We start from the raw sequence: 21,739 nt of genomic DNA, 5'->3' as shown, positions 1-21,739 counted from the left end.
GGTGGGTGGATCGGTCAGCCGGCCGCGGGCACCAGTGCCCCGTCGCGGGCCTGGCGGGCGATGTCGCTGACCCGCTCCAGCGTGGGTTCGCGGATGATGCGGCCGAGCTCGGCCATGAACGCCCGCTCGGCGGCGGCGCCGACGACGTCGCGGGACACCCCGGCGAGCATGGCGAGCAGCTGCACCGAGTTGCCGCCGAGGTGGTGGAAGTCGGCCGCGGGGTCGAGGCTGGTGTCGCCGAGGCTCAGCGTCGTGGCCCAGATGCGGGCGACCGCCGACTGCACCTCGTCGTCCGTCGCGGCCACCCGCGCCGCCTCCTGACGGAGCGGATCCGGCAGCGCGGCGACGTCGACCTTGCCGTTGGCGTTGTGCGGCACGGCGTCGATGACGGTCGTCGCGGTCGGCACCATGTACCGCGGCAGGTGCTCGCCGAGGAACGCGTCCCAGTCGGCGGCCTCCGCGCCGGGTTCGAGGACCACGTACCCGTACAGCTGCTTGTGCTCGGCGCCGGGGCGGGTCCGGGCGACGACGACCGCGGCCCGCACCGCCGGGTGGCGCTGCAGCACCTCGGCGATCTCGGCCGGCTCGATCCGGTAGCCGTTGACCTTGACCTGGTCGTCCGAGCGGCCGATGAACTCCAGCTCGCCGTCGGGGCGCACCCGGGCCAGGTCGCCGGTGCGGTACACGCGGGTGCCGTCGGCGAGGTGCACGAACCGTTCGCGGGTGAGGTCGGGCCGGTTGCGGTAGCCGCGGGCCAGCTGGGCGCCGCCGAGGTACATCTCCCCGGTCTCCCCCGCCGCCACGAAGCGCCGCTGCGGGTCGAGCAGGTGCACGGTGCAGTTGTCCATCGGCAGCCCGATCGGCACCGCCGGGCCCGCGTCGTCGGCCTCGCCGCACTCGTGCAGCGTCAGCCCGACGGTCGCCTCCGTCGGCCCGTACATGTTGAGGACGCGGCAGCCGGGGCCGAACATCGACCGGGCCCGGGCGGCGACCGCCGAGCGCAGCTGCTCACCGACGACGACGAGCACCTTGAAACCGGCCGGACGTACGTCGAGCTGGCCGATCAGGTCCAGGTGCGACGGGGTCAGCGACAGCGTGTCGGCGCCCGAGTGCTCCAGCAGGTGCCGCAGCGTGAGGTGGTTGGGCTCGTCCGGGACCAGCACGAGCGTGCCGCCGGCGAGCATCGGGGTGAACAGCGCCGTGTTGGACAGGTCGAAGGCGAGCGACGTGAACACGGCGAACGCGGTGCCGGGGCCGCAGCCGAAGCGGGCGGTGGTCCAGTCGACGTAGTTGGCGAGGGCGGCGTGCTCGATCTCCACGCCCTTCGGCCGGCCGGTCGAGCCGGACGTGTAGATGACGTACGCGAGGTCGCCGGGGGCCGGCGTGACGTCGACGGGCGGCACCCCGCCGGTGGCCAGCTCGTCCAGCCGCACGACGGTGCAGCCGGGGCCGGCGACGGGCCGGTCGGCGTACTCGACCTGGACCAGGCAGACCCGCGCGCCGGCATCGGCGAGCAGGCCGGCCAGGCGGGCGTCGGGGTGCTGCACGTCCAGCGGCAGGTAGGCGGCGCCGGCCTTCAGCACGCCCCACATGCCGACGATCGCCCACATCGACCGGTCGGCGAGCAGGCCGACGACCGCGTCGCGCCGCACTCCCAGCTCCAGCAGCCGGGCCGCGACGACCTCGGAGCGGGCGTCCAGCTCGGCGAAGGTGAGGCAGCCGCCGGGCCAGCGCAGCGCCTCGGCGTCGGGCCTGCTCGCGACGACCTGACGCAGCCGCTGGACCACGGTCGCCGGGTCGGCGGACGTGTCCGTCGCGTTGCCGTCCCAGTGCCGGACCTGTTGCGGTGACAGGGCCTCGGCGACGGCGTCGAGGACGGCCCGCATCCGCTCCGTGCTGCCTGGGCCGTCGCGCCAGGTCAGGGTCAGCTCGGTGCGGCCGCCGCACTCGACGAGGTTCAGGTCGGGCGGGCTCGCCGCGGTGAGCAGCGGCACCGGGTACAGGGTGCGGGCCTCGAACCCGTCCGTGCAGAGCTGCTCGGGCTCGATCCGGCCGAGGTGCGCCAGAACCGTGGCGGAGGCGTAGCGGCGCTTCTCCAGTGGGCTCTTCTCCATGGCCTTCACCAGGGTGCGCAGGATCGGCCGGGGCAGCTTCAGCAGGCCCGACTCGATGCGGCCGCTGACCTCGCGGCCCTCGGCCATCGCGGTCAGGACCCGCTCGTGGAACGCCTCCCACGGCTCGCCGGCGGCGCAGTCGAACAGCTCCACCTGCGACAGGCTGCCGGTGCTGCGGACGCCGGGGACGTGCCGGCGCAGGTCGAACGCGACCGCGAACCGCGCGGAAGGCAGGTCGTAGGCGGCGGTGAGCGCCGCGGCGACCTGCGCGACGAGGCCGCGGTGGTAGCCGTCGACGGTCCGCCGGGCCCAGGCGGTGCGCCGCTCGCCCGCGGGCTGGCCGAGCGGCGACGTCCACTCGATCTTCGGGTTCGGCGGCTTCTCCTCCGGCGCCGGGAAGCGGGCGAAGACGTCGTCCTCGGTGAGGTCGTCGGCGGCGCCGAGCGGCTTCTCGCCGCGCAGCGCCCGGAACACGTCGGCGATCCACAGCGCCATCCCCGGCCAGTCCATGACGGCGTGGGACGCGCGGAACACGACGGCGGCCGGGTCGCCCGGGCAGTACAGCACCTCGCACCAGGCGCCGTCCGGCGTCGGCAGCGGGTCGTGCAGGGCGGCCACGTCGGCGACGGCGACCCCGTCGGCGGCGCCGCCGACCGCCCGGACCCGCGGCGGGGTGCCGCCGGCGAGCCAGGCCTTGCGGGTGTACCGCAGGGCCGTGTCGGGGCAGGCCGCGGCCACCGTGGTGACGGCGGCGCGCAGCGCGTCGGCGTCGATCGACCCGGTGCCCTCCACGACGGTCTGGATGACCGGCGAGATGGTGTCCGGGTGCGCGAGCCACCAGCGGTCGCTGGCCGACACCGGTTTCCTGGAGGCACGGCCCCGAACGCTCATGGGTCCGTTTCTAACAGCGCCGGTCCTGGTGGATTCCTTAGAGCAGGCCCGGATCGGGCCGCCGCGGGCGGCCAAGACTGTGAAGACGACCAGTCGTGCTGTGCATCCGCTGCCACGCGCGCGGCGCCGTCGTAGCGTGCGGTCGGCGTGGTGGAGATCGTCGCCACGCCGTGCCCTGCAGCCGTGCGACGGCAGCACCGAGGAGGTGGCACGTGACTCGAGCATCTTCACTGCTGGATCTGCGCCGAGACCAGCCCGGAGCCGGTGACGGCCGCGGGTCGCTCGCCGAGCGGTTCACCGCGTCGGCGACGGCGCAGGGCCGGTTCCGGTCCACCGACGAGTGCCTGCGCTGGCTCGGCGAGCAGCGGGAGCTGCAGGCGTACGCCGTGGAGCGCGTCCCGTTCGACAAGCTGCAGGGTTGGCGGTTCACCGAGGACTCCGGCAACCTGGTGCACCACAGTGGACGGTTCTTCACCATCGAGGGGCTGCACGTCGGACTGCAGCCGTTCCGGGTGCCGTCGTGGACGCAGCCGATCATCGTGCAGCGCGAGATCGGGATCCTCGGCATCCTCGTCAAGGAGTTCGACGGCGTCCTGCACTGCCTGATGCAGGCCAAGATGGAGCCGGGCAACCGGAACCTGGTGCAGCTGTCCCCGACGGTGCAGGCGACCCGCAGCAACTACACGCGGGTGCACCAGGGCCGGGCGATCCCCTACCTGGAGCACTTCGTCGCGCCCCGGCGCGGCCGGGTCGTCGCCGACTCGCTGCAGTCGGAGCAGGGCGGCTGGTTCCTGCACAAGCGCAACCGCAACATCGTCGTCGAGGCCGACGCCGACGACGACATCGAGGTGCTGCCCGGCTTCTGCTGGATGACCGTCGGGCAGGTGCAGCAGCTGCTGGCGCTCGACGACGTCGTCAACATGGACGCCCGCACGGTGCTGTCCATCATGCCGTTCGCCCGGCCGGAGTCCGACACCGGCGGCGCCGACCCGTTCCGGTCCGCGCTGATCCGGTCGCTGGACCCGGAGGCGTCCGCGGTGCACACGGTGACCGACGCGATCAGCTGGCTGACGGAGAACAAGGCCCGCTTCGAGCTCACCCAGCGCCGCATCCCGCTGCTGGACACCGCCGGCTGGCACCGCGGCGCCGACGAGATCGCCCACCTGTCCGGCGGGTACTTCAGCATCGTCGGCGTCGACGTGCGCGCCAAGGACCGCGAGGTCGGCGCCTGGATGCAGCCGCTGCTGCGACCGGCGGCGCCGGGCCGGCTGGCGTTCCTGGTCCGGCGCATCGACGGCGTGCTGCACGTCCTGCTGCAGGCCCGGCCGGCCGCGGGCGCGCTGGACATCGTGGAGGCCGCGCCGACGCTGCACTGCACGCCGCAGACCTTCCGGACGCTGCCGACGGCGCACCGGCCGCAGTTCCTCGACTACGTGCTGGACGCGCCGCAGCGGCAGATCCGCTTCGACACGTGGCTGTCGGAGGAGGGCGGCCGCTTCCTGCACGCCCTCAACCGCTACCAGGTCATCGAGGTCGAGGACACGTTCCCGGTGACGCCGCCGCCGAACTTCATGTGGCTCACCGTGCACCAGCTGATGACGCTGCTGCGCTTCGGCAACTGCCTCAACGTCGAGGCCCGCAGCCTCCTCGCGTGCCTGCACACCCTGTGGTGACAGCCGCACCGGTCCTCGGCGTCCTCGGGGGCATGGGCCCGCTCGCCTCGGCGGCGTTCCTGCAGACCGTCTACGAGGTCGCCGTCGAGCAGGTCGCGCCGGCGGCGGAGCAGCAGCTGCCCCGCTGCCTGCTCGACTCCGACCCGGCGATGCCGGACCGCACCGAGGCGATCCTGTCCGGACGCACCGAGGAGCTGACCCGGCTCGTCTCCGACCGCATCGAGGCGCTGGTGCGGCTCGGCGCGACCCGGGTGGTGATGACGTGTGTCACCGCGCACCACCTGATCGACCGGCTCGACCCCGGCCTGCGGGCCAGGCTGATCTCCGTCGTCGACGCGGTCTTCGCCGAGCTGGACGTGGCGGGCGAGGGGCGTTTCCTCATGCTCGCGACGACCGGCACCCGCAAGGCCCGCACGTTCGAACGGTCGGTCCACTGGCCGGCGGTCGCGCACCGGGTCGTGGTCCCGCCGCCGGACGCCCAGGACGAGATCCACTACCTGCTCTACCGGCTGAAACGCGAACCGGTCGGCGCGGAGCTGGTCGAGCGCTTCGAGCGCCTCGCGGACCGCTTCGACTGCCAGGGCGTCATCGCCGGCTGCACCGAGATGCATCTGGTCACCCGCTGGCGGCGGGCGCACGGTGGGGGTCCGGTCGTCCTCGACCCTCTGCTCGGCATCGCCACCGGCCTGAGGAAACTCACGGACGAGGAGACTGACTGATGTTACCCACCGCTCAGCAGTACTGGCGGGATCTCCTGCACGGCTTCGAGGAGCCGACGACACTCACGCCGCAGCGGCAGGTCCGGCGGCCCGGCACCGTGCACGCGGCGTCGGTGGCATGGGATCCCGCGCAGACCGCGGCGCTCACCGCCGCCGCCGGGCGCCTCGGGCTGCGCGCCGAGGACCTCGTCGTGGCCGCGTGGGGGCTGCTGCTGGCCGTCCAGGCCGGCGCCGAGGACGTCGTGCACGGCGCGCTCGTCGACGGCGACACCACCGAGCCCGTGCCGGTCCGCGTCCGTCCCGTGCCGGCGCGGCTGCTGTCGGCGCACCTGCGCGACGCCGCCGAGCAGTACGCGGCCAACGTCCGGCACGCCGGCGTGCCCGCCTCGCAGCTGCCGCACAGCACGTCGCTCGTGCGCTGCGGCCGCCCGGTGCCGGACCCGGCGGACCTGGTGCTGTTCCAGGCCGACCTGGCGGGGCCGGGCGGGCGGCTGCGGCTGAGCGCGCCGGCCGACCTGCTCACCGAGGCCGACGTGCGGCTGCTGCTGGTGCACGCCAGCCAGCTCCTCGCCGCCGTCGCCGCCGCGCCGGTCACCGCGCGGCTGCGCGACGTCGGCCCGCAGTCCGGGTTCGAGCGGCACCGCGCGGTGCGGCAGTGGAACGCGACCATCACCGGCCGGGAGCCCGGCCGCTGCATCCACGAGCTGTTCGAGCGGCAGGCCGCCCTGACCCCCGACGCGGTCGCCGTGCTGCAGGGCGCGGACCGGCTGACCTACGCGCAGCTCGACGCCGCCGCCGGCCGCCTCGCGCGCCGCCTCGCCGCGGCCGGGGTCGGCCCCGGCGACTTCGTCGCGCTGCACCTGTCCCGGACGGTGCAGACCGTGGTGGCGCTGCTCGGCGTGCTCAAGGCCGGCGCCGCCTACGCCCCCGTCGACGCGGCGCAGCCGGTCGAGCGCATCCGTGGGCTGCTGCGGACGCTGCGGGTGCCGGTGGTGCTCACCGACCCGGCGGCGCTGCCGACCGTGCACGCCGTCACCGAGGCGGTGCCGACGGTCCGGGAGGTGCTGTGGCTCGGCGCGCCCGGCCTCGGCCCCGACGACACCTGGGCCCTCGCCGAGCCCACCGCCGACGCCCCGGCACCGCGCCGGGCGGTCGACACCGACGTCGCATACGTCATCTTCACGTCCGGCTCGACCGGCACGCCGAAGGGGGTCGTGCTGACCCACGCCCCAGTGGTCAACCTCATCGACTGGGTCAACGAGACGCACGCGGTCGGTCCCGCCGACAGGGTCCTGTTCGTCACCTCGCTCGGCTTCGACCTGTCGGTGTACGACGTCTTCGGCGTCCTCGCCGCCGGCGGCAGCATCCGCGTCGCCTCCGACGCGGAGGTCCGCGACCCGCAGCGGCTGCTGACCGTCCTGGACAGCGAGCCGATCACCTTCTGGGACTCCGCCCCCGCGGCGCTGCAGCAGCTGGAGCCGCTGTTCGCGCTGCGCGCCGCGACCACCGCCAGCCGGCTGCGGCTGGTGTTCCTCAGCGGCGACTGGGTGCCGCTGACGCTGCCGGACGCCGTGCGCGGCGCGTTCCCCGGCTGCGAGGTCGTCGCGCTCGGCGGCGCCACGGAGGCGGCGATCTGGTCCAACTCGTTCCCCGTCGGCGCCGTCGACCCGGCGTGGACGAGCGTGCCGTACGGCCGCCCGATCGCCAACGCGCACTACTACGTGCTGGACGCCGCGCTGCGCCCGGCCCCGGTCGGCGCCCCCGGCGACCTGTTCATCGGCGGCGACTGCCTGGCCCTGGGCTACCACGGCGACGCCGAGCTCACCGCGGCGAAGTTCGTCCCCGACCACCTGTCGGGCCGGCCGGGCGCGCGGCTGTACCGCACCGGCGACCGGGCCCGGTACTGGGCGGACGGCACCATCGAGTTCCTCGGCCGGCAGGACCAGCAGGTGAAGGTCCGCGGCTTCCGCATCGAGCTCGGCGAGGTCGAGGCGGCCCTGGCGACGCTGCCCGGGATCGCCACCGCCGTCGCCGCGGTCCACGGCGCCCGCGCGGACGCGCAGCTCGTCGCCTACGTCGTGCCGGAGCCCGGCGTCTACCCGGACCCGCGCGACATCCGCGAGCACGTCGCCACGCTGCTGCCCGCGTACATGGTGCCGGCGCACGTCATGACCCTGGACGAGCTGCCGGTGACCGCCAACGGCAAGCTGGACCGCCGCGCACTGCCGGAGCCCGGCGACGACGGGCCGGCTCGCCCGCCGTACGTGGCGCCGTCGACGGCCGCGGAGAAGGCGATCGCCGCGACGTGGGCGGAGCTGCTCGGCGTCGACCAGGTCGGCCTCGACGACAACTTCTTCGACCTCGGTGGGCACTCGCTGCTCATCACCCAGCTCATCGCCCGGTTGAAGGCGACCCTGGAGATCGACGTGCCGGTCCGTGCGGTCCTGGACCACCAGACGGCGGGCGCGTTCGCCGCGGTCGTCGAGGCGGCGCTGATCGCCGAGCTGTCCCCAGCCACCCTCTGAGAACCGCCACCCTCTGAGAAGCGCTCTGAGAAGCCCTCCGAAAGCCCTCCGAGAACAGGAGCCGCCCGATGAACGACGCCTTCCGCGTGGTGCGCAACGACGAGGAGCAGTACTCCGTCATGCCGTCGGACATGACGAACCCGCCCGGGTGGCGGGACGAGGGCACCGCCGGCACCCGCGCCGCCTGCCTCGCCCGCATCGGCGAGGTGTGGACCGACCTGCGGCCGCGCAGCCTGCGCGAGTCAGTCGCGGCCCGCACCGCACCGTAGAACGGCCAACGGGCCGGCACCACCGACGGGAGGAGTCGGGGTGCCGGCCCGTTGCTGTGCGCCGGTGGGGTCAGTCCGAGGGGGTGGCGGACCGATCCCGGGCGCTGATCAAAGCGGTGCGCAGCGTCGCGGACACGGCCCGCGCCTGGGCGAGGGCGTCCTCGATCCGGTCGACCCGCCCGGCGGTGCCGGTGCACCGGGCGACCTGGACGGTCCCCCGCAGCTCGTCCAGCAGCTGCGTGACGTGCCGCAGCGCGGCGTCGTCGAGCGAAGGCAGCAGCGCCGGCGGCAGTGTGGGCGGCGCGGTCACGTGGCTCGCCGGTAGAGCGTGCCCTCTTCCCACACCAGGTCGACCTTGTCCCAGCCGATCGCGGTGGCGGCGTCGGGGAAGAAGCCGCTGCCGTTGAAGTTCGCGCTCGTGTTGCACAGCACTGGGACGCCGCTGACCTCGTGGTACGCCCGGAGGATCTCGGTCAGGTCGGGGTCCTGCGCCGGGCTCACGGTCTGCAGCCGGGCGGTGCCGTCCAGGTGCAGTACGGCCGGGATGCGCTCGACCCACGCCGGGCGCACGTCGTGCTCGAACAGCATGTACGGGTCGGGGGTGCCCGGCGAGAAGATCTCCGGAGCGTGCTCCTCCAGGCAGATCGGGGCCACCGGGCGGAACGGCTCGCGCCGCTTGATCTCGTTGAGCCGGTCCTTCATCGCCGCCTCGACGGGCGCGGCGAGGATGCTGCGGCCGCCGAGGGCCCGCGGGCCGAGCTCGGCCCGGCCGTTGAGCACGACGACCGGCTCGCCGGTGGTGTGCAGCAGCCGGCCGAGCTCCGCCGGGCTGCACGGGGCGGCGGACCAGCCGGCCGGGATCTGCGGCGTCGGCTGCAGGCGCGGGCCGGAGCGGACGTGCCAGTCGATGGCGCGCAGGCCGCCGGTGACGCCGAGGTGCGCGCAGGCGGTCCCGATCGCCGAGCCCGAGTCGTCGGGGAACGGCGGCACCCACATCGCCTTGATCATCGGGTGGCCGCGCAGCGCGCTGTTCCACTTGATGTTCAGGGCGCATCCGCCGGCGAAGCACAGGTTCCAGGGCTCGTCGCCCTTCCACGCCCGGATCTTCGCGGTGACCCGGTCCATCAGCAGTTCCTCGAGGAACTCGTGGACGGTGGCGAGGACGTCGTCGTCGCTGACGCCGAGCCGGGCGACGTCGGTGGCGACGTCGTCGAGGAACGCGTGGACGTAGCCGTGCGACGGCTCGCCGTTGCTGCCGCAGCCGATGATGGCCGCGCGGTACTTGCGGACCCGGTCGGTGTCGGCCTCGAAGTGCTCGTGGAACCGCTCGGCGAGGACGCCCTTCACCGCGTCGCTCGGCTTGCCGTAGGCGATGTACGCCATCAGCTTGCCGGCCACCGACAGGTCGTCGACGTTGCGGGACTTGTCCCGCCGCGCGTACGGGCCCCAGTGCTGCGACGCCATCGAGTACGTGTGACCGATCAGCGGGAAGACCTCACCGCCGGGCTCGATCCGGCCGCGTCCGTCCACACAGTACAGACGCGGGAAGCAGCCGCCGTCCCAGACGAGCACCATCGACGGCTCCTGCCGGACCGCGAACGGGCTGGTGCTGTAGGCGACGGACAGGTGGCTGGCGACGTGCACGAAGCTGGTGAACGGCCGGACGGTGCCGTCGATGTTCAGCTCGCCGCGGTGGGCGGGGCGGCCCGGGTCGGGCACGGCGGGCGTCTCCCGGTAGGGCGCGACGGTCAGGTCGACGGCGCCGGCGATCGTCTGCACCTTGATGTGGCCGTTGCGGGCACCGTCCCAGCCGTCGACGACCCAGTGGTCCACATCGGACACCTGGTAGCCGTGGTCGGCGAGGATGCGCGGCACCAGCTGCAGGTCGTCGAAGTTGCTGTACCGGGAGTTGTTGTCCAGCTTCTGCATCTCGATGTGGAACTCGAGACGGTCGCCGTCGATCAGGGCGATGCCGCCGCTCTGCGTGAATTTGAGCCCGGCTGTGATCACGTAGGCCTCCTGTGCCGTGCCGCTCGGTGCGTGTCGTTGGGTGGTGCGCCTGGCGTGCGGCACCGCCGACCCTGACCATTGGACCGGCTTTGAGCTTGGGAAATTGCTAAGCCAGCCGGGCCAGGCGCAGCACGCTCGCCGGCCCGCCGGTGAGCCAGGCGGCGAGGGGCACGTCGGCGCCGCAGCGGGCGCGGAGCAGGTCGAGGACCCGCACCGCGCCGAGCGAGTCGCCGCCGAGGGCGAAGAAGTCCGCGGTCTCGTCCACCGGCCGGCCGAGGACCTCGGCGACGACCTGCCGCGCGGTCTCGCGGACGGGATCGGCGGGCAGGAGGTCCCGGACCCGCACGGCGGCGTCGGCCGCGACGGTTCGCAGGATCCGCTGGTACGTGCCGGCGAGCCGCTCGATGCTGGCCGGCGTGAACAGGTCCGCGGCGTAGGTGACGTCGCAGCGCAGCCCGCCGCCGTCGGCCCGGATGTCGAGCTCCAGCTCGTGCCGGGCCTGCGCCGGCGCACCGGCGTCGAGCGGGTCCAGCCGCAGCGGGCCCGCCTCCCGCACCGGCGGCGGGGTGTTGTGCAGCGTCATCGCGACCCGGAAGAGCGGGTTGCCGCCCGGGGGCCGGTCCGGGGCGAGGTGGCGCACGACCGCGTCGAAGGGCACCTGCTGGTGCTCGTACGCCTGCAGGGACCGCGAAACGGTGCGCGCCAGGAGGCTCGTGAACGTCTCGTCCGGCGTCACCTCGCCGCGGAGCACGACGACGTTGGCGAGGAAGCCGATGAGGTCCCGGACCTCGTCGTGCGGCCGGTTGGCGACCTGCGTGCCGAAGCACACATCGGAGCGGCCGGTCCAGCCGGCGAGCAGCACGTGCAGCGCCGCCGCCAGCACCATGAACGGGGTCGCGTCGTGGTTGTCGAGGCACCCGGCGGGGATGGTGAACCGGTGCGTGCCGGCGCGCAGCGGCAGCGGGGCCGGGCTGTGCCGGTCGTAGGGCCGGTCGTAGGGCAGTGGGGCGTCCGGCACGCCGGCGAGCTCCCGCCGCCAGTGGGCGAGGCTCTCCCGGGCGGCGGGTCCCTGCAGCCACTCGTGCTGCCAGCGGGCGTACTCGCCGTGCTGCGGCACCGGCGGTGGCGGGGCGGCGCCGGTCCGGTAGTGCTCGGCGACCTCGGCCGCGAACACGCCGATGGACCAGCCGTCGACGACGGCGTGGTGGAACGTCAGCAGCAGCGCCGCGTCGTCGTCGCCGAGCCGGACCAGACGCGCCCGCACGAGGGAGCCGGCGGCGAGGTCGAACGGGTCCTCGGCGGCGGCGAGCCGGTGCAGCTCCGCCTCGGCGGCGGCGGGGTCGAGGGCGGTCAGGTCGTACACCGGCAGCGGCACCGGCCCCGGCGGCAGGACGATCTGGACGGGGTGGCCGTCGTGCAGCCGCAGGACGGTCCGCAGCACCTCGTGGCGGTGCACCACCGCCGTGAGCGCGGCGTGCAGCCTTGTCACGTCGAGGGGGCCGGTGAGGCGGGTGTGCGCGGTCGTCAGGTACGCGGTGCCGTTCGGGGCCAAACGGTCCAGGAACAGCATGGCCCGCTGGCTGCCGGACGCGGGCGCCGGGTCGGCGGGCGGGTCGCCGAGGTCGGCGATGCCGCGCCGCCAGGCCCGCAGGCGCAGCTCGGCGCGCTCGTGCGGCGGCCGGGTGGTGGCGTCCTGTGGCAGCGTGTCGACGGTGGTGTTCGGCCGCCCGTCGAGGAGCGCGGCGAGGGCGGCGACGGTCGGGTGCTGGAACAGCTCCCGCAGGCTCAGCTCGACGCCGAGCGCGCGCCGGACCGCGGCGGCGGCGGTGGCCGCGAGCAGCGAATGCCCGCCGTTGGCGAAGAAGTCGTCGTCGATGCCGAGGCCGGCGACGCCGAGCAGCTCGGTCCAGATGCCGAGCAGGACCTGTTCGCGGTCGTCGCGCGGGAGCCGCCGCGGGGTGCCGGCCGGCGTGACGGCGGTCAGGGCGGCGCGGTCGAGCTTGCCGGTACGGGTCAGCGGCAGCCGGTCGAGCACCATGATGTGCGCGGGCACCAGGTACGGCGGCAGCTGCCCGGCGAGCGCCTCCCGGAGCGCGGCACCGTCCAGACCGGCGGAGCCGGCGACGTGGGCGACGAGCCGCGGGTCGGCGGCGACCTCGACGAGGCTGACCGCGCACTCGGCGACCCCGTCGAGGCGGCGCAGCGCGGCCTCGACCTCGCCCGGCTCGACGCGGTGGCCGCGCAGCTTCACCTGCCGGTCGGCGCGGCCGACGAAGACCAGCCGGCCGTCGGCGCGGCGGCGGACGAGGTCGCCCGTGCGGTACAGCCTGCCGCCCGGTTCGGCCCCGAACGGGTCGGGCACGAACCGGTCGGCGGTGGCGTCGGGCCGGCCGAGGTATCCCCTGGCGACGCCGGCGCCGCCGACGAGCAGCTCCCCGACGACGCCGGCGGGGACGGGCCGCAGGTGCCGGTCCACGACGTACGCGGTGGCCCCGGCGACGGGCAGCCCCATCGGCACGTCGCCGTCGAGGTCGTCGACGCCGACGACGTGGGCGGTGGCGGTGACCGTGATCTCGGTGGGTCCGTAGGCGTTGACCAGCGACCCCGGCGGACCCGCAGCGAGCACCCGGCGGATGCGGGCGGGGTCGGGCACGTCGCCGCCGACGACCAGGCACCTGACACCGCCGAACGCGGCCGGGTCGGCGTCGGCGACCAGGTGGAACAGCGCCGGGGTCAGCCGCACCACGCTCGCGCCGTGCTCGGCGATCGCGGCCCGGAGCGTGCCGGCGTCCAGGGGGCGGCCGGCGGGGACGACGGCGAGGTGGGCGCCGTTGAGCAGCGCCCCCCACACCATGAACGTGGTGGTGTCGAACGACGGGTTCGCGGTCAGCAGCACCACGTCGCCGGCGGTGACGGGGGCGTGGTCGCCGGACACCAGGTTGACGATCCCGCGGTGGGTGACGGCGACGCCCTTCGGCTCGCCGGTCGACCCGGAGGTGTGGACGACGTTCGCGAGACCGTCCGGATGCCCGGCGCCGCGGGACCGCCACGGCGCGGCGGACGGCGTCACCAGCGGGACGTCTTCCGAGAGGGGCGCGCCCAGCACCGCGCGGATCCCGGCGTCGGCGGCCAGGAGCCGCAGCCGGCCCGGTGGCAGGGCGGGGTCGAGCACGAGGTAGCCGGCGCCGGCCTTGAGGACGCCGAGCATCGCCACGACGAGCTCCGGCGACCGGTCCAGGTGCAGGCCGACCCGGTCGTCGGCGCCGACCCCGGCGGCGTGCAGGGCCGCCGCGACCCGGTCCGAGTCGGCGTCGAGGTCGCGGTAGGTCCACCGACGATCCGGGCCGCTGAGCGCGACCGCGTCCGGGCGCCGCGCGACCTGCTCGGCGAACCCGGCGTCGAGGGTCGCCTCGACGGTGCGCCCCGGCGGGTTCCACCGCTGGACGGCGTCGGTGAGGTCGGCCGCCGACATGAGCGGCACCTCGTCGGCGCCGATGTCGGGGCGGGCCGCCATCGCCCGCAGGACGCGCACCCAGGCGTCCAGCATCCGCTGGACCGACTGCTCGTCCCACAGGTCGGTGGCGTACTGCAGCTCGGCGACGAGCGTGCGGCCCGTGTCCACGACGGTGCACGACAGGTCGAACTTCACGGTCCGCCCGGCGCCGTCGCGGGCGCGGACGGTCGCGCCGGGCAGGCTGAAGCCGCGCAGGTCGTCCTCGAGGACCTGGAACAGCACCTGGAACAGCGGGTGCCGGCCGGCGGCCCGGTCCCCGGCGACGGCGGCGACGACGTGGTCGAACGGGGCGTCCTGGTGCTCGAAGGCGGCGGTGCACGTGGCGGCGGTGCGGCGCAGCACCTCCCGCAGCGTCGGCGCGCCGCCGAGGTCGGTGCGCAGGGCCAGCATGTTGACGAACAGGCCGACGATGTCGTGCAGCTCCCGGCGGGGCCGGTTGGCGATCGGGGTGCCGACGACGACGTCGGTCTGCCCGGCCCAGCGGCCGAGCATGACGGTGAAGCCGGCGAGCAGCGTCATGAACAGGGTGACGCCCTCGCCGCGGCTCAGCCCCCGCAGCCGGTCGGCGAGGGCCGGGTCGAGCTCCAGCCGCACCCCGGCGCCGCGGTGGGACTCCTCCGCCGGGCGGCGCCGGTCGGTGGGCAGGGCGAGGGTAGGCGCCCCGTCGAGCCGCTCCTGCCAGTACCGCAGCTGCTCCCGCACGGCGCCCTGCTCGACGAGCTCCCGCTGCCAGGCGGCGTAGTCCGCGTACTGCAGGGGCAGCGCCGGCAGCCGGTGCGGGACGGTCGCGCTGAGCGCGGTGTACACGGTGCCGAGCTCCCGGGTGAAGATGCCCAGCGACCAGTCGTCGGTGACGATGTGGTGGAAGGTGAGCGTCAGCACGTGCCGGCGGGGGCCGAGCCGCAGCAGCACGAACCGCGCGAGCGGCAGCCGTTCGAGGTCGAACGGGCGGGCGACCTCGGCGGCGACGATCCGGGCCGCCTCGGCCTCGGCGGCGGCGGGGTCGAGGCCGGTGAGGTCGGCGTGGCGCAGGTCGGGTTCGGCGGTCTCGTGGACGATCTGCCGCGCGCCGGCGTCGGTGCCCTCGAAGCAGGTCCGCAGCGCCTCGTGCCGCCGCACGCAGACGCGCAGCGCCTCGGTGAGGTGACCGACGTGCAGCGTGCCGTCGATGTCGACCGCGCCGCCCAGGTTGTACGTCGCGGTCCCCGGCACGAGCTGCTCGAAGAACCAGATGCGGTCCTGCGCGAGCGACGCCCGGCACGCGAAGGCCGCACCGGCGTCCGCCGCCGGCACGGTCGCGGTCACGGGCGGGTGCCGTCGGGGACCCGGTGGCGCGCCACGGGGGTGATCCCGGCGGTGGCGAACGCCGACATCGGCGCCGACGGGGCGGCCAGCTCACCGGCGAGGGCGGCGATCGTCGGGTGGCGGAAGAGCGTGGCGAGCGGCAGGTCGAGGCCGAGCTTCTCGGTGGTGCGGGCGACGAGGCGCATCGCCAGCAGCGAGTGCCCACCGAGGGCGAAGAAGTCGTCGTCGGCGCCGACCCGCTCGACGCCGAGGACCTCGGCCCACACGTCGGCGAGCTGCTGCTCCAGCGGGGTCCGCGGGGCGGCGTACGGGCCGGCGGCGACGGTGATCTCGTCGTCGGGCCGGGCCCGCAGCGCCTGCTCGTCGACCTTGCCGTTGGCGCTCAGCGGGAGTCGGGGCAGCACGACGAAGCCGTCGGGGACCATGTACCGCGGCAGCCGCCGGCCGAGCGCGGCGTGCCAGTGCGCCACCGGCGCGTCGGCGGGCGTGTGACCGGAGGCCAGGTACACCACGAGCCGGTCCCCGCCGCCGGGGCCCGGGCGGGCCAGGACGGCCACCGCGTCGACGCCCGCGACCTCGCGGACGGCGGCGGCGACCTCGCCGGTCTCGATCCGGTAGCCGCGGAGCTTGACCTGGTTGTCGGCGCGTCCGAGGTACTCCAGGACGGGCCCGTCGCCGACCCGCCGCCACCGCACGACGTCGCCGGTGCGGTACAGCCGCTGCCCCGGCTCGAACGGGTCGGGCACGAACCGGTCGGCGGTAAGACCGGCGGCGCCGAGGTAGCCGCGGGCGACGGCGGCGCCGCCGACGTGCAGCTCGCCGGGGACGCCCGGCGGCACGAGCCGCTGCCGCTCGTCCAGCACGACCACCGTGGCGTTGGGGTAGGGGGCGCCGATGAGGGCGCGGTGGTCGCCGGTCCCGGCGGCGTCGACCGTCATCCAGGTGGAGTCGATCGTCGCCTCGGTGAGGCCGTAGGAGTTGACCACGTCGGCGTCGGGGCCGAGCAGGTCGCGCATCGCGGCCAGCTCGTTGCGGTAGACGGTGTCGGAGCCGACCACCATGAGGCGCAGCCCGTCGAGGCGGGCGCCGACGGCCTCGGCGTGCGCGGCGAGCGCCCGGGCGACCGCGGGCACGAACTCGGCGAAGTCGACGCGTTCGCGGCGGATCAGCGACAGCAGCGCCGGCGGGTCGAGCAGGGTCTCGCGCGGGCACAGCACCAGCCGCGCGCCGGTGCCGAGGGCCCGCACGAGGTCCCCGGCGAACACGTCGAACCCGAACGCCGCCATCTGCAGCACCGACGTGACCCGCTCCGGCAGCCGGTACGCCGCCACCCAGCCGTCGAACACGGCCCGCAGGCCGCGGTGGTGCACCATGACGCCCTTCGGCCGGCCGGAGGAGCCCGAGGTGAACAGCACGTAGGCGAGGGCGTCCACCGGCACCGTGGCAGTGGCGTCCACTGTGGACAAGTCGGCGGCGTCGTCCACTGTGGACCAGTCGGCGTCGTCGAGGCAGAGCAGGGTCGCCGCGGTCGGCGGGACGTCGGCGAGCCGGGCCCGGGACGTCAGCACGGCGACGGGCGCGGCGGCGGCGACGACGTCGGCCCGCCGCGTCGCGGGCCAGTCGACGTCGAGGGCCGTGAACGCGGCACCGGCGCGCCACACGCCGAGCACGGCGGCGACCGTGTCGGCGGACCGGTCCAGCAGCACGGCCACGACGTCGTCGGGCCCGGCGCCGGCGGCCCGGACCGCCGATGCGACCCGGCCGGCGCGCTCCCACAGCTGCGCGTAGCTCAGGGTCGTGGCGCCGTCGGTGACCGCCGGCGCGTCGGGCGCCCGCCGCACCTGCTCCGCGATGGCTGCCAGCACGGACCCGGCGCGGTCGGCGCCGGCCCGGGCGCCGCGGCCGGCGGCCAGCAGGAGCGAGGCCTCGCCCGCGGCGAGGACGGGCACGTCGGCGACCCGCAGCGCCGGGTCGGCGGCGACGGCGGCGAGCACGCCCTGGAACCGTTCGACCAGCAGCCGGGCGGTCCGCTCGTCGTAGAGGTCGGTGCTGTACTCCAGTTCGCCCTCGATGCCGGCGGCCGGGCCGCGCTCCCGCATCGAGAAGGTGAGGTCGAACTTCGCGGTCGTCGACGGGTGCGGCTCCTCGCGCAGGGTCAGCCCGTCCAGGGCGATGTCGACCGGCGTGGTGTTCTCCAACGACATCATCACCTGGAACAGCGGGTGCCGGGCCGCGACCCGGGGCGGGTTCAGCGCCTCGACGAGCTGCTCGAAGGGCAGGTCCTGGTTGCCGTAGGCGGCCAGGTTCCAGTCGCGGACGCGGCCGAGCAGCTCCGTGAACGTGGGGTCGCCGGACGTGTCGGTGCGCAGCACCAGGGTGTTGACGAAGAACCCGACGAGGTCGTCGAGGGCGGGGTCCATCCGCCCGGCGACGGGGCTGCCGACGGGGATGTCGGTGCCGGCGCCGAGCCGGGTGAGCAGCGCCGCGAGCGCCGCCTGCAGCAGCATGAACATGCTGGCGTCGCCGGTCCGGGCGAGCGTCTCCAGGCGGGCGTGCAGGACGGCCGGGACCTCGAACGTGACGACGGCGCCGTCGTAGCTGGGCTCCGGCGGGCGGGGGCGGTCCGCGGGCAGGGTCAGATCGCCGGGCAGCCCGGCGAGCGCCTTGCGCCAGAACGCCAGCTGTCGCGGCGCCTCGCTGTCGAGCAGGCGGCGCTGCCACACGGCGAAGTCGGCGTACTGCACCGGCAGCGGCGCCCAGCCGGGTTCGCGGCCGTCGCGGCGGGCCGTGTACGCGACGGCGAGGTCCCGGGCCAGGGGCTCCATCGACCAGGCGTCGCCGGCGACGTGGTGCACGACCACGGTGACGACGTGCTCGTCGGCGGCGGCCGCGAACACCCACACCCTGATCGGCGCCTCGGCGGCGAGGTCGAAGGCGTACTCGCCGGCGGCCGCGACCGCCGCGGCGATGCCGTCGGGTGCGACGGGGACGACGGTCACCTCGGCCGGGTGCGTGCCGGGCGGCGCGATCCGCTGCCGGGCGCCGCCGTCGGCGTCCTCGACGGTCGTGCGCAGCGTCTCGTGGCGGGCCATGAGGTCGCCGAACGCGCGGTGCAGCGCGGCGACGTCGAGCGGGCCGGTGAGCCGCAGCGACATGGCCATGTTGTAGGTCGAGCTGGCGCCGAACAGCCGGTGCAGGAACCACAGCCGCTGCTGCCCGTAGGACAGCGGCACCGCGGCCGGCCGTTCGCCGGCGACGAGCGGCGGCCGGTCGGAGGCGGCCACTGCGGCGTCAGGACCGGCTGTGTGCGCCACGCCCGAGACCGTGCGGGCCACGCCGGCGACCGTCGGGGCCTCGAACAGCGCCCGCACCGACATCTCCACGCCGAACGCGGACCGCACCCGGCCGACGAGCCGCGTGGCGAGCAGCGAGTGGCCGCCGAGGGCGAAGAAGTCGTCGTCCACGCCGATGTCGTCGCGGCCGAACAGTTCGCTCCACAGGTTCAGGATCCGCTGTTCCGCCGGTGTACCGGCAGCGCGCCCGACCTTGCGGGCACCCGCCTCCAGCGGCATGGCGGCGAGCGCCTGCCGGTCGGTCTTGCCGCTGGTGAGCTGCGGCAGGCCGGGCAGCGCGACGAACCGGGCCGGCAGCATCGCCGGGGGCAGCAGGGCGCTGAGCCGCCGCAGCAGCGCCGCGGGGTCCTCGGCGACGGCCGGGTCGGCGGCGAGGTAGGCGACCAGCTGCCGGTCCCCGCCTTCTTCGGCGCCGACGGTGCGGATGAGCACGGCCGCGTCGGTGACCTCCGGCAGCGTCCGCAGCGCCGCCTCGACCTCGCCGAGCTCGACGCGGACACCGCGGACCTTCACCTGCGAGTCGGCGCGGCCGATGAACTCGAGGTCGCCGGCGGCGTCGCGGCGCACCAGGTCGCCGGTGCGGTACATGCGGGTGCCGGGCGGGCCGAACGGGTCGGGCCCGAACGCGGCGGCGGTCAGGTCGGGCCGGTTCAGGTAGCCGCGCGCGAGCCCGGCCCCGGCGATGTACAGCTCGCCGACCGCGCCGGGGCCGACGTCGCGCAGGTCGCGGTCCAGGACGTACAGGCGCGCGCCGGTGACCGGCCGGCCGATGGGGGCGGTCGCGGTGCCCGGGTCGGGGCGGCACGGCCAGAACGTCGACTCGATCGACGACTCCGTCGGTCCGTACAGGTTGTACAGCGGCGCGTCCAGCACCGTGAAGTACCGCCGCACGAGGCCGATCGGCAGGGTCTCGCCGCCGCACAGCACGTGCCGCAGCGTCGCGCACGCACCGGCGCCGGGCTCGTCGAGGAACTCCCGCAGGGTGCTGGGCACGAACTGGACGGAGGTGACCCCGGCCCGCTGGATCAGCGACACCAGGTACCGCGGGTCGTGGTGCCCGTCGGCGGCGGCGACGACGAGGACGGCGCCGACCGACAGCGGCCAGAACAGCTCGTGCACCGACGGGTCGAAGGTCAGCGGGGTCTTCAGCATGGTGCGGTCGCGGCCGTCGAGCGGCTGCTCGCCCTGCCACCACCGCAGGGTGTTGACGATCCCGGCGTGCGGCACGACGACGCCCTTGGGCCGGCCGGTGGACCCGGACGTGTAGATGACGTAGGCGGGGTGCGCCGGCAGCAGGCCGCGCTCCGCCTCGTCGACGCGTCCGGCGCCGGCGTCGAGGCCGGCCCGGACCGCCGGGTCGTCCAGCACGACGACGTGCCGCCCGGGGGCCGCCGGCACGACGTCGGCGGCCGCGGCGACGGTCAGGACCACGACCGGCCGGGCGTCGTCCAGCAGCGCGGCGACCCGGTCCGCGGCGTGCTCGGTGTCCACCGGCAGGAACGCGGCACCGGCCTTGCCGGCGGCGAGCGCGCCGACGACGAGCTCGGTCGAGCGGGGCACGGCGAGCGCGACGACGCGTTCCGGGCCGGCGCCGAGGTCGCGCAGCAGCCGGGCCAGCCGGTCGGCGCGGGCGCCGAGCTCGGCGTAGGTGAGGACCTCGTCGCCGGACATCAGCGCCATGGCGTCCGGCGTCCGGCGGGCCTGCGCCTCGAACAGCCCGGGCAGCGTCTCCGGTTCGGCGGCGGGCGCGGCGTTGTCGCAGGGGATCAGCAGCGGGCGGACCGGCGCCGCGGGGTTCCGCAGCAGGTCCCGGAGGAGGTCCTCGTAGCGCCGCAGGTGGTCGCGGACCGTCCCCTCGTCGAACAGTTCCGCGTCGTATTCGCAGGTGATGATGTACGAGCGGGGCATCGCGAGGATGTCGACCTCGAAGTCCGCCTTGGCGAACCGGCGGGTGGTGCGCAGCAGCGCCAGGTCCAGGCCGGGGACCGTCGGGATCCGCAGCGGCCGGTCCAGGTTGAAGAACGAGCCGAAGATCCGCTCCCCCGGCGCGAGGGTGACCGGCAGCCGGTCCCGGACGGCCTGCACGGAGAAGCCCGGGTGCTGGTAGTCCTCGGCGAGGGCCCGCTGCACGGCCCGCAGGTGCGCCTGCACGGTGCCGTCCTGCGGCACCCGGCTGAGCACCGGCAGGACGGTGCTGCAGTTGCCGACGAGGTGGGTGCCGCCGGGCAGGTCCCGCTGCGCCAGCGGGACCCCGACGACGAGGGCGTCCTGGCCGCTGAGCTGGTGCAGCAGCCCGGCGTAGGCGGCGAAGAGCACGGTGAACGGGGTGCAGCCGAGCTTCGGCCCGACCGTCGCGACGAGCTGCGACACCTCCGCGGACACGGTGTGCTCGACCCGGCCGCCGGCGCGGGCGGTCCGCGCGGTGCGGGGCCGGTCGGACGGCAGCCGCAGCACCGGGAACCCGCCGGCGAACCGCTCGTCCCAGTACGCGGTGTCGGCCGGGCGGTGCTCCAGGTGCTCGACGTAGTCGCGGAACCTGGGGGCGGCGGGCAGGGCGGCGCCGGTGCCGTCGCGGTACAGGGCGAGCAGCTCGTCGATGAGCACGCCGAAGGACCAGCCGTCGATGACGCTGTGGTGCACGGCGAGGTGCAGGTGGTGCAGCTGCGGGGCGAGGCGCAGCAGGTGCGCCCTCAGCAGTGGGCCCGCGGCGAGGTCGTAGGCGTCGCCGGCCCGCTCGTGCAGCCACGCGTCGATGCCCTGCGGGTCGGCGGTGAGGTCGACCAGCGGCAGGTCGGTGCCGGCCGGCGGCAGGGCGCGCTGGCTGCCGCCGTCGGTGGCGAAGACCGTGCGGAGGCTGTCGTGGCGGGCGACGACGTCGGTGAGCGCGCGGCGCAGCGCGGCCACGTCCAGCGGGCCGCGCATCACGATCATCACGGACTCGTTGTAGGCGCGCGAGTGGTCCGCGCCCATCTGGTCGAGGAACCAGATGTCCCGCTGCGCCGCACTGAGCGCATACGGCCCGCCGGCCGGCGCGGGCACGGGCGGTGCCGGCACCGGTACAGGCACGGGCCGGGGCACCGGCGGCACAAGCGCTGGCGCCGGCGGTACATGCGCTGGAGCGGGCACCGGGTAGGCGCCGGTGAGCAGCGCGTGGGCCTGGCTCATCACCCGCGAGTGGACCTCGAGCATCCGCAGGACCGGGTCGGTCTGCGCCGTCTGCGGCTGGCGATCGTCCACAGTGTCCGGACCTCTCCGTGGGTGGCCTCCGCAGCGGAGGGGCGATTGGCTCGGCCGGCCACCGCTCGTGGCAGGTGACCGGCCTGGCACCTCGCGCCCGCCGAGGCGTCACCCTGGCCCGGCGGGTCG

9 protein-coding genes are annotated in these 21,739 nt (G+C 75.3%); 4 read left to right on the top strand and 5 right to left on the bottom strand.

Going from position 1 to position 21,739, the window contains the following annotated elements; translation table 11 throughout:
* Positions 1 to 14: 14 nt before the first annotated feature.
* On the bottom strand, positions 15 to 3,005 hold the full coding sequence (locus AB0J72_RS49700) for an amino acid adenylation domain-containing protein (RefSeq protein ID WP_363413141.1): 2,991 nt from the start codon (positions 3,003 to 3,005) through the stop codon (positions 15 to 17).
* 212 nt (positions 3,006 to 3,217) lie between these two features.
* On the opposite strand from AB0J72_RS49700, the gene AB0J72_RS49695 reads away from it, so the two are divergent.
* The 4 genes from AB0J72_RS49695 (at position 3,218) to AB0J72_RS49680 (ending at position 8,191) form a co-directional block, all read left to right on the top strand.
* Entirely contained in the window at positions 3,218 to 4,678 is a 1,461-nt protein-coding gene (locus tag AB0J72_RS49695) for an NDP-hexose 2,3-dehydratase family protein (protein ID WP_363413140.1), read from the top strand.
* Positions 4,657 to 5,397, top strand: a complete 741-nt coding sequence (locus AB0J72_RS49690; RefSeq protein ID WP_363413138.1) for an amino acid racemase — start codon at positions 4,657 to 4,659, stop codon at positions 5,395 to 5,397. Before AB0J72_RS49695 ends, AB0J72_RS49690 begins: the two co-directional genes overlap by 22 nt.
* Positions 5,397 to 7,922: an amino acid adenylation domain-containing protein gene (locus AB0J72_RS49685; protein ID WP_363413136.1), complete on the top strand. Its 2,526-nt coding sequence runs from the start codon at positions 5,397 to 5,399 to the stop codon at positions 7,920 to 7,922. The genes AB0J72_RS49690 and AB0J72_RS49685 overlap by 1 nt, the downstream gene beginning before the upstream one ends.
* A 68-nt stretch (positions 7,923 to 7,990) precedes the next feature.
* On the top strand, positions 7,991 to 8,191 hold the full coding sequence (locus AB0J72_RS49680) for an MbtH family NRPS accessory protein (protein ID WP_363413134.1): 201 nt from the start codon (positions 7,991 to 7,993) through the stop codon (positions 8,189 to 8,191).
* A gap of 70 nt (positions 8,192 to 8,261) precedes the next feature.
* On the opposite strand, the gene AB0J72_RS49675 is transcribed toward AB0J72_RS49680, so the two are convergent.
* From AB0J72_RS49675 to AB0J72_RS49660, 4 genes are all read right to left on the bottom strand, one after another.
* Positions 8,262 to 8,501 (bottom strand): hypothetical protein, encoded by a 240-nt coding sequence (locus AB0J72_RS49675; RefSeq protein ID WP_363413132.1) that lies wholly within the window; start codon positions 8,499 to 8,501, stop codon positions 8,262 to 8,264.
* Entirely contained in the window at positions 8,498 to 10,201 is a 1,704-nt protein-coding gene (locus AB0J72_RS49670; RefSeq protein WP_363413130.1) for a carbamoyltransferase N-terminal domain-containing protein, read from the bottom strand. The genes AB0J72_RS49675 and AB0J72_RS49670 overlap by 4 nt, the downstream gene beginning before the upstream one ends.
* A gap of 106 nt (positions 10,202 to 10,307) precedes the next feature.
* Positions 10,308 to 15,020, bottom strand: coding sequence for an amino acid adenylation domain-containing protein (locus tag AB0J72_RS49665; protein WP_363413128.1), 4,713 nt, complete (start codon positions 15,018 to 15,020; stop codon positions 10,308 to 10,310).
* Entirely contained in the window at positions 15,017 to 21,610 is a 6,594-nt protein-coding gene (locus tag AB0J72_RS49660; protein WP_363413126.1) for an amino acid adenylation domain-containing protein, read from the bottom strand. Before AB0J72_RS49660 ends, AB0J72_RS49665 begins: the two co-directional genes overlap by 4 nt.
* Between the last annotated feature and the right edge of the window lie 129 nt (positions 21,611 to 21,739).

This window comes from Dactylosporangium sp. NPDC049742 (genome assembly GCF_040674675.1).
Lineage (GTDB): Bacteria > Actinomycetota > Actinomycetes > Mycobacteriales > Micromonosporaceae > Dactylosporangium > Dactylosporangium maewongense.
This window is presented reverse-complemented; position numbering and strand designations above follow the sequence as displayed.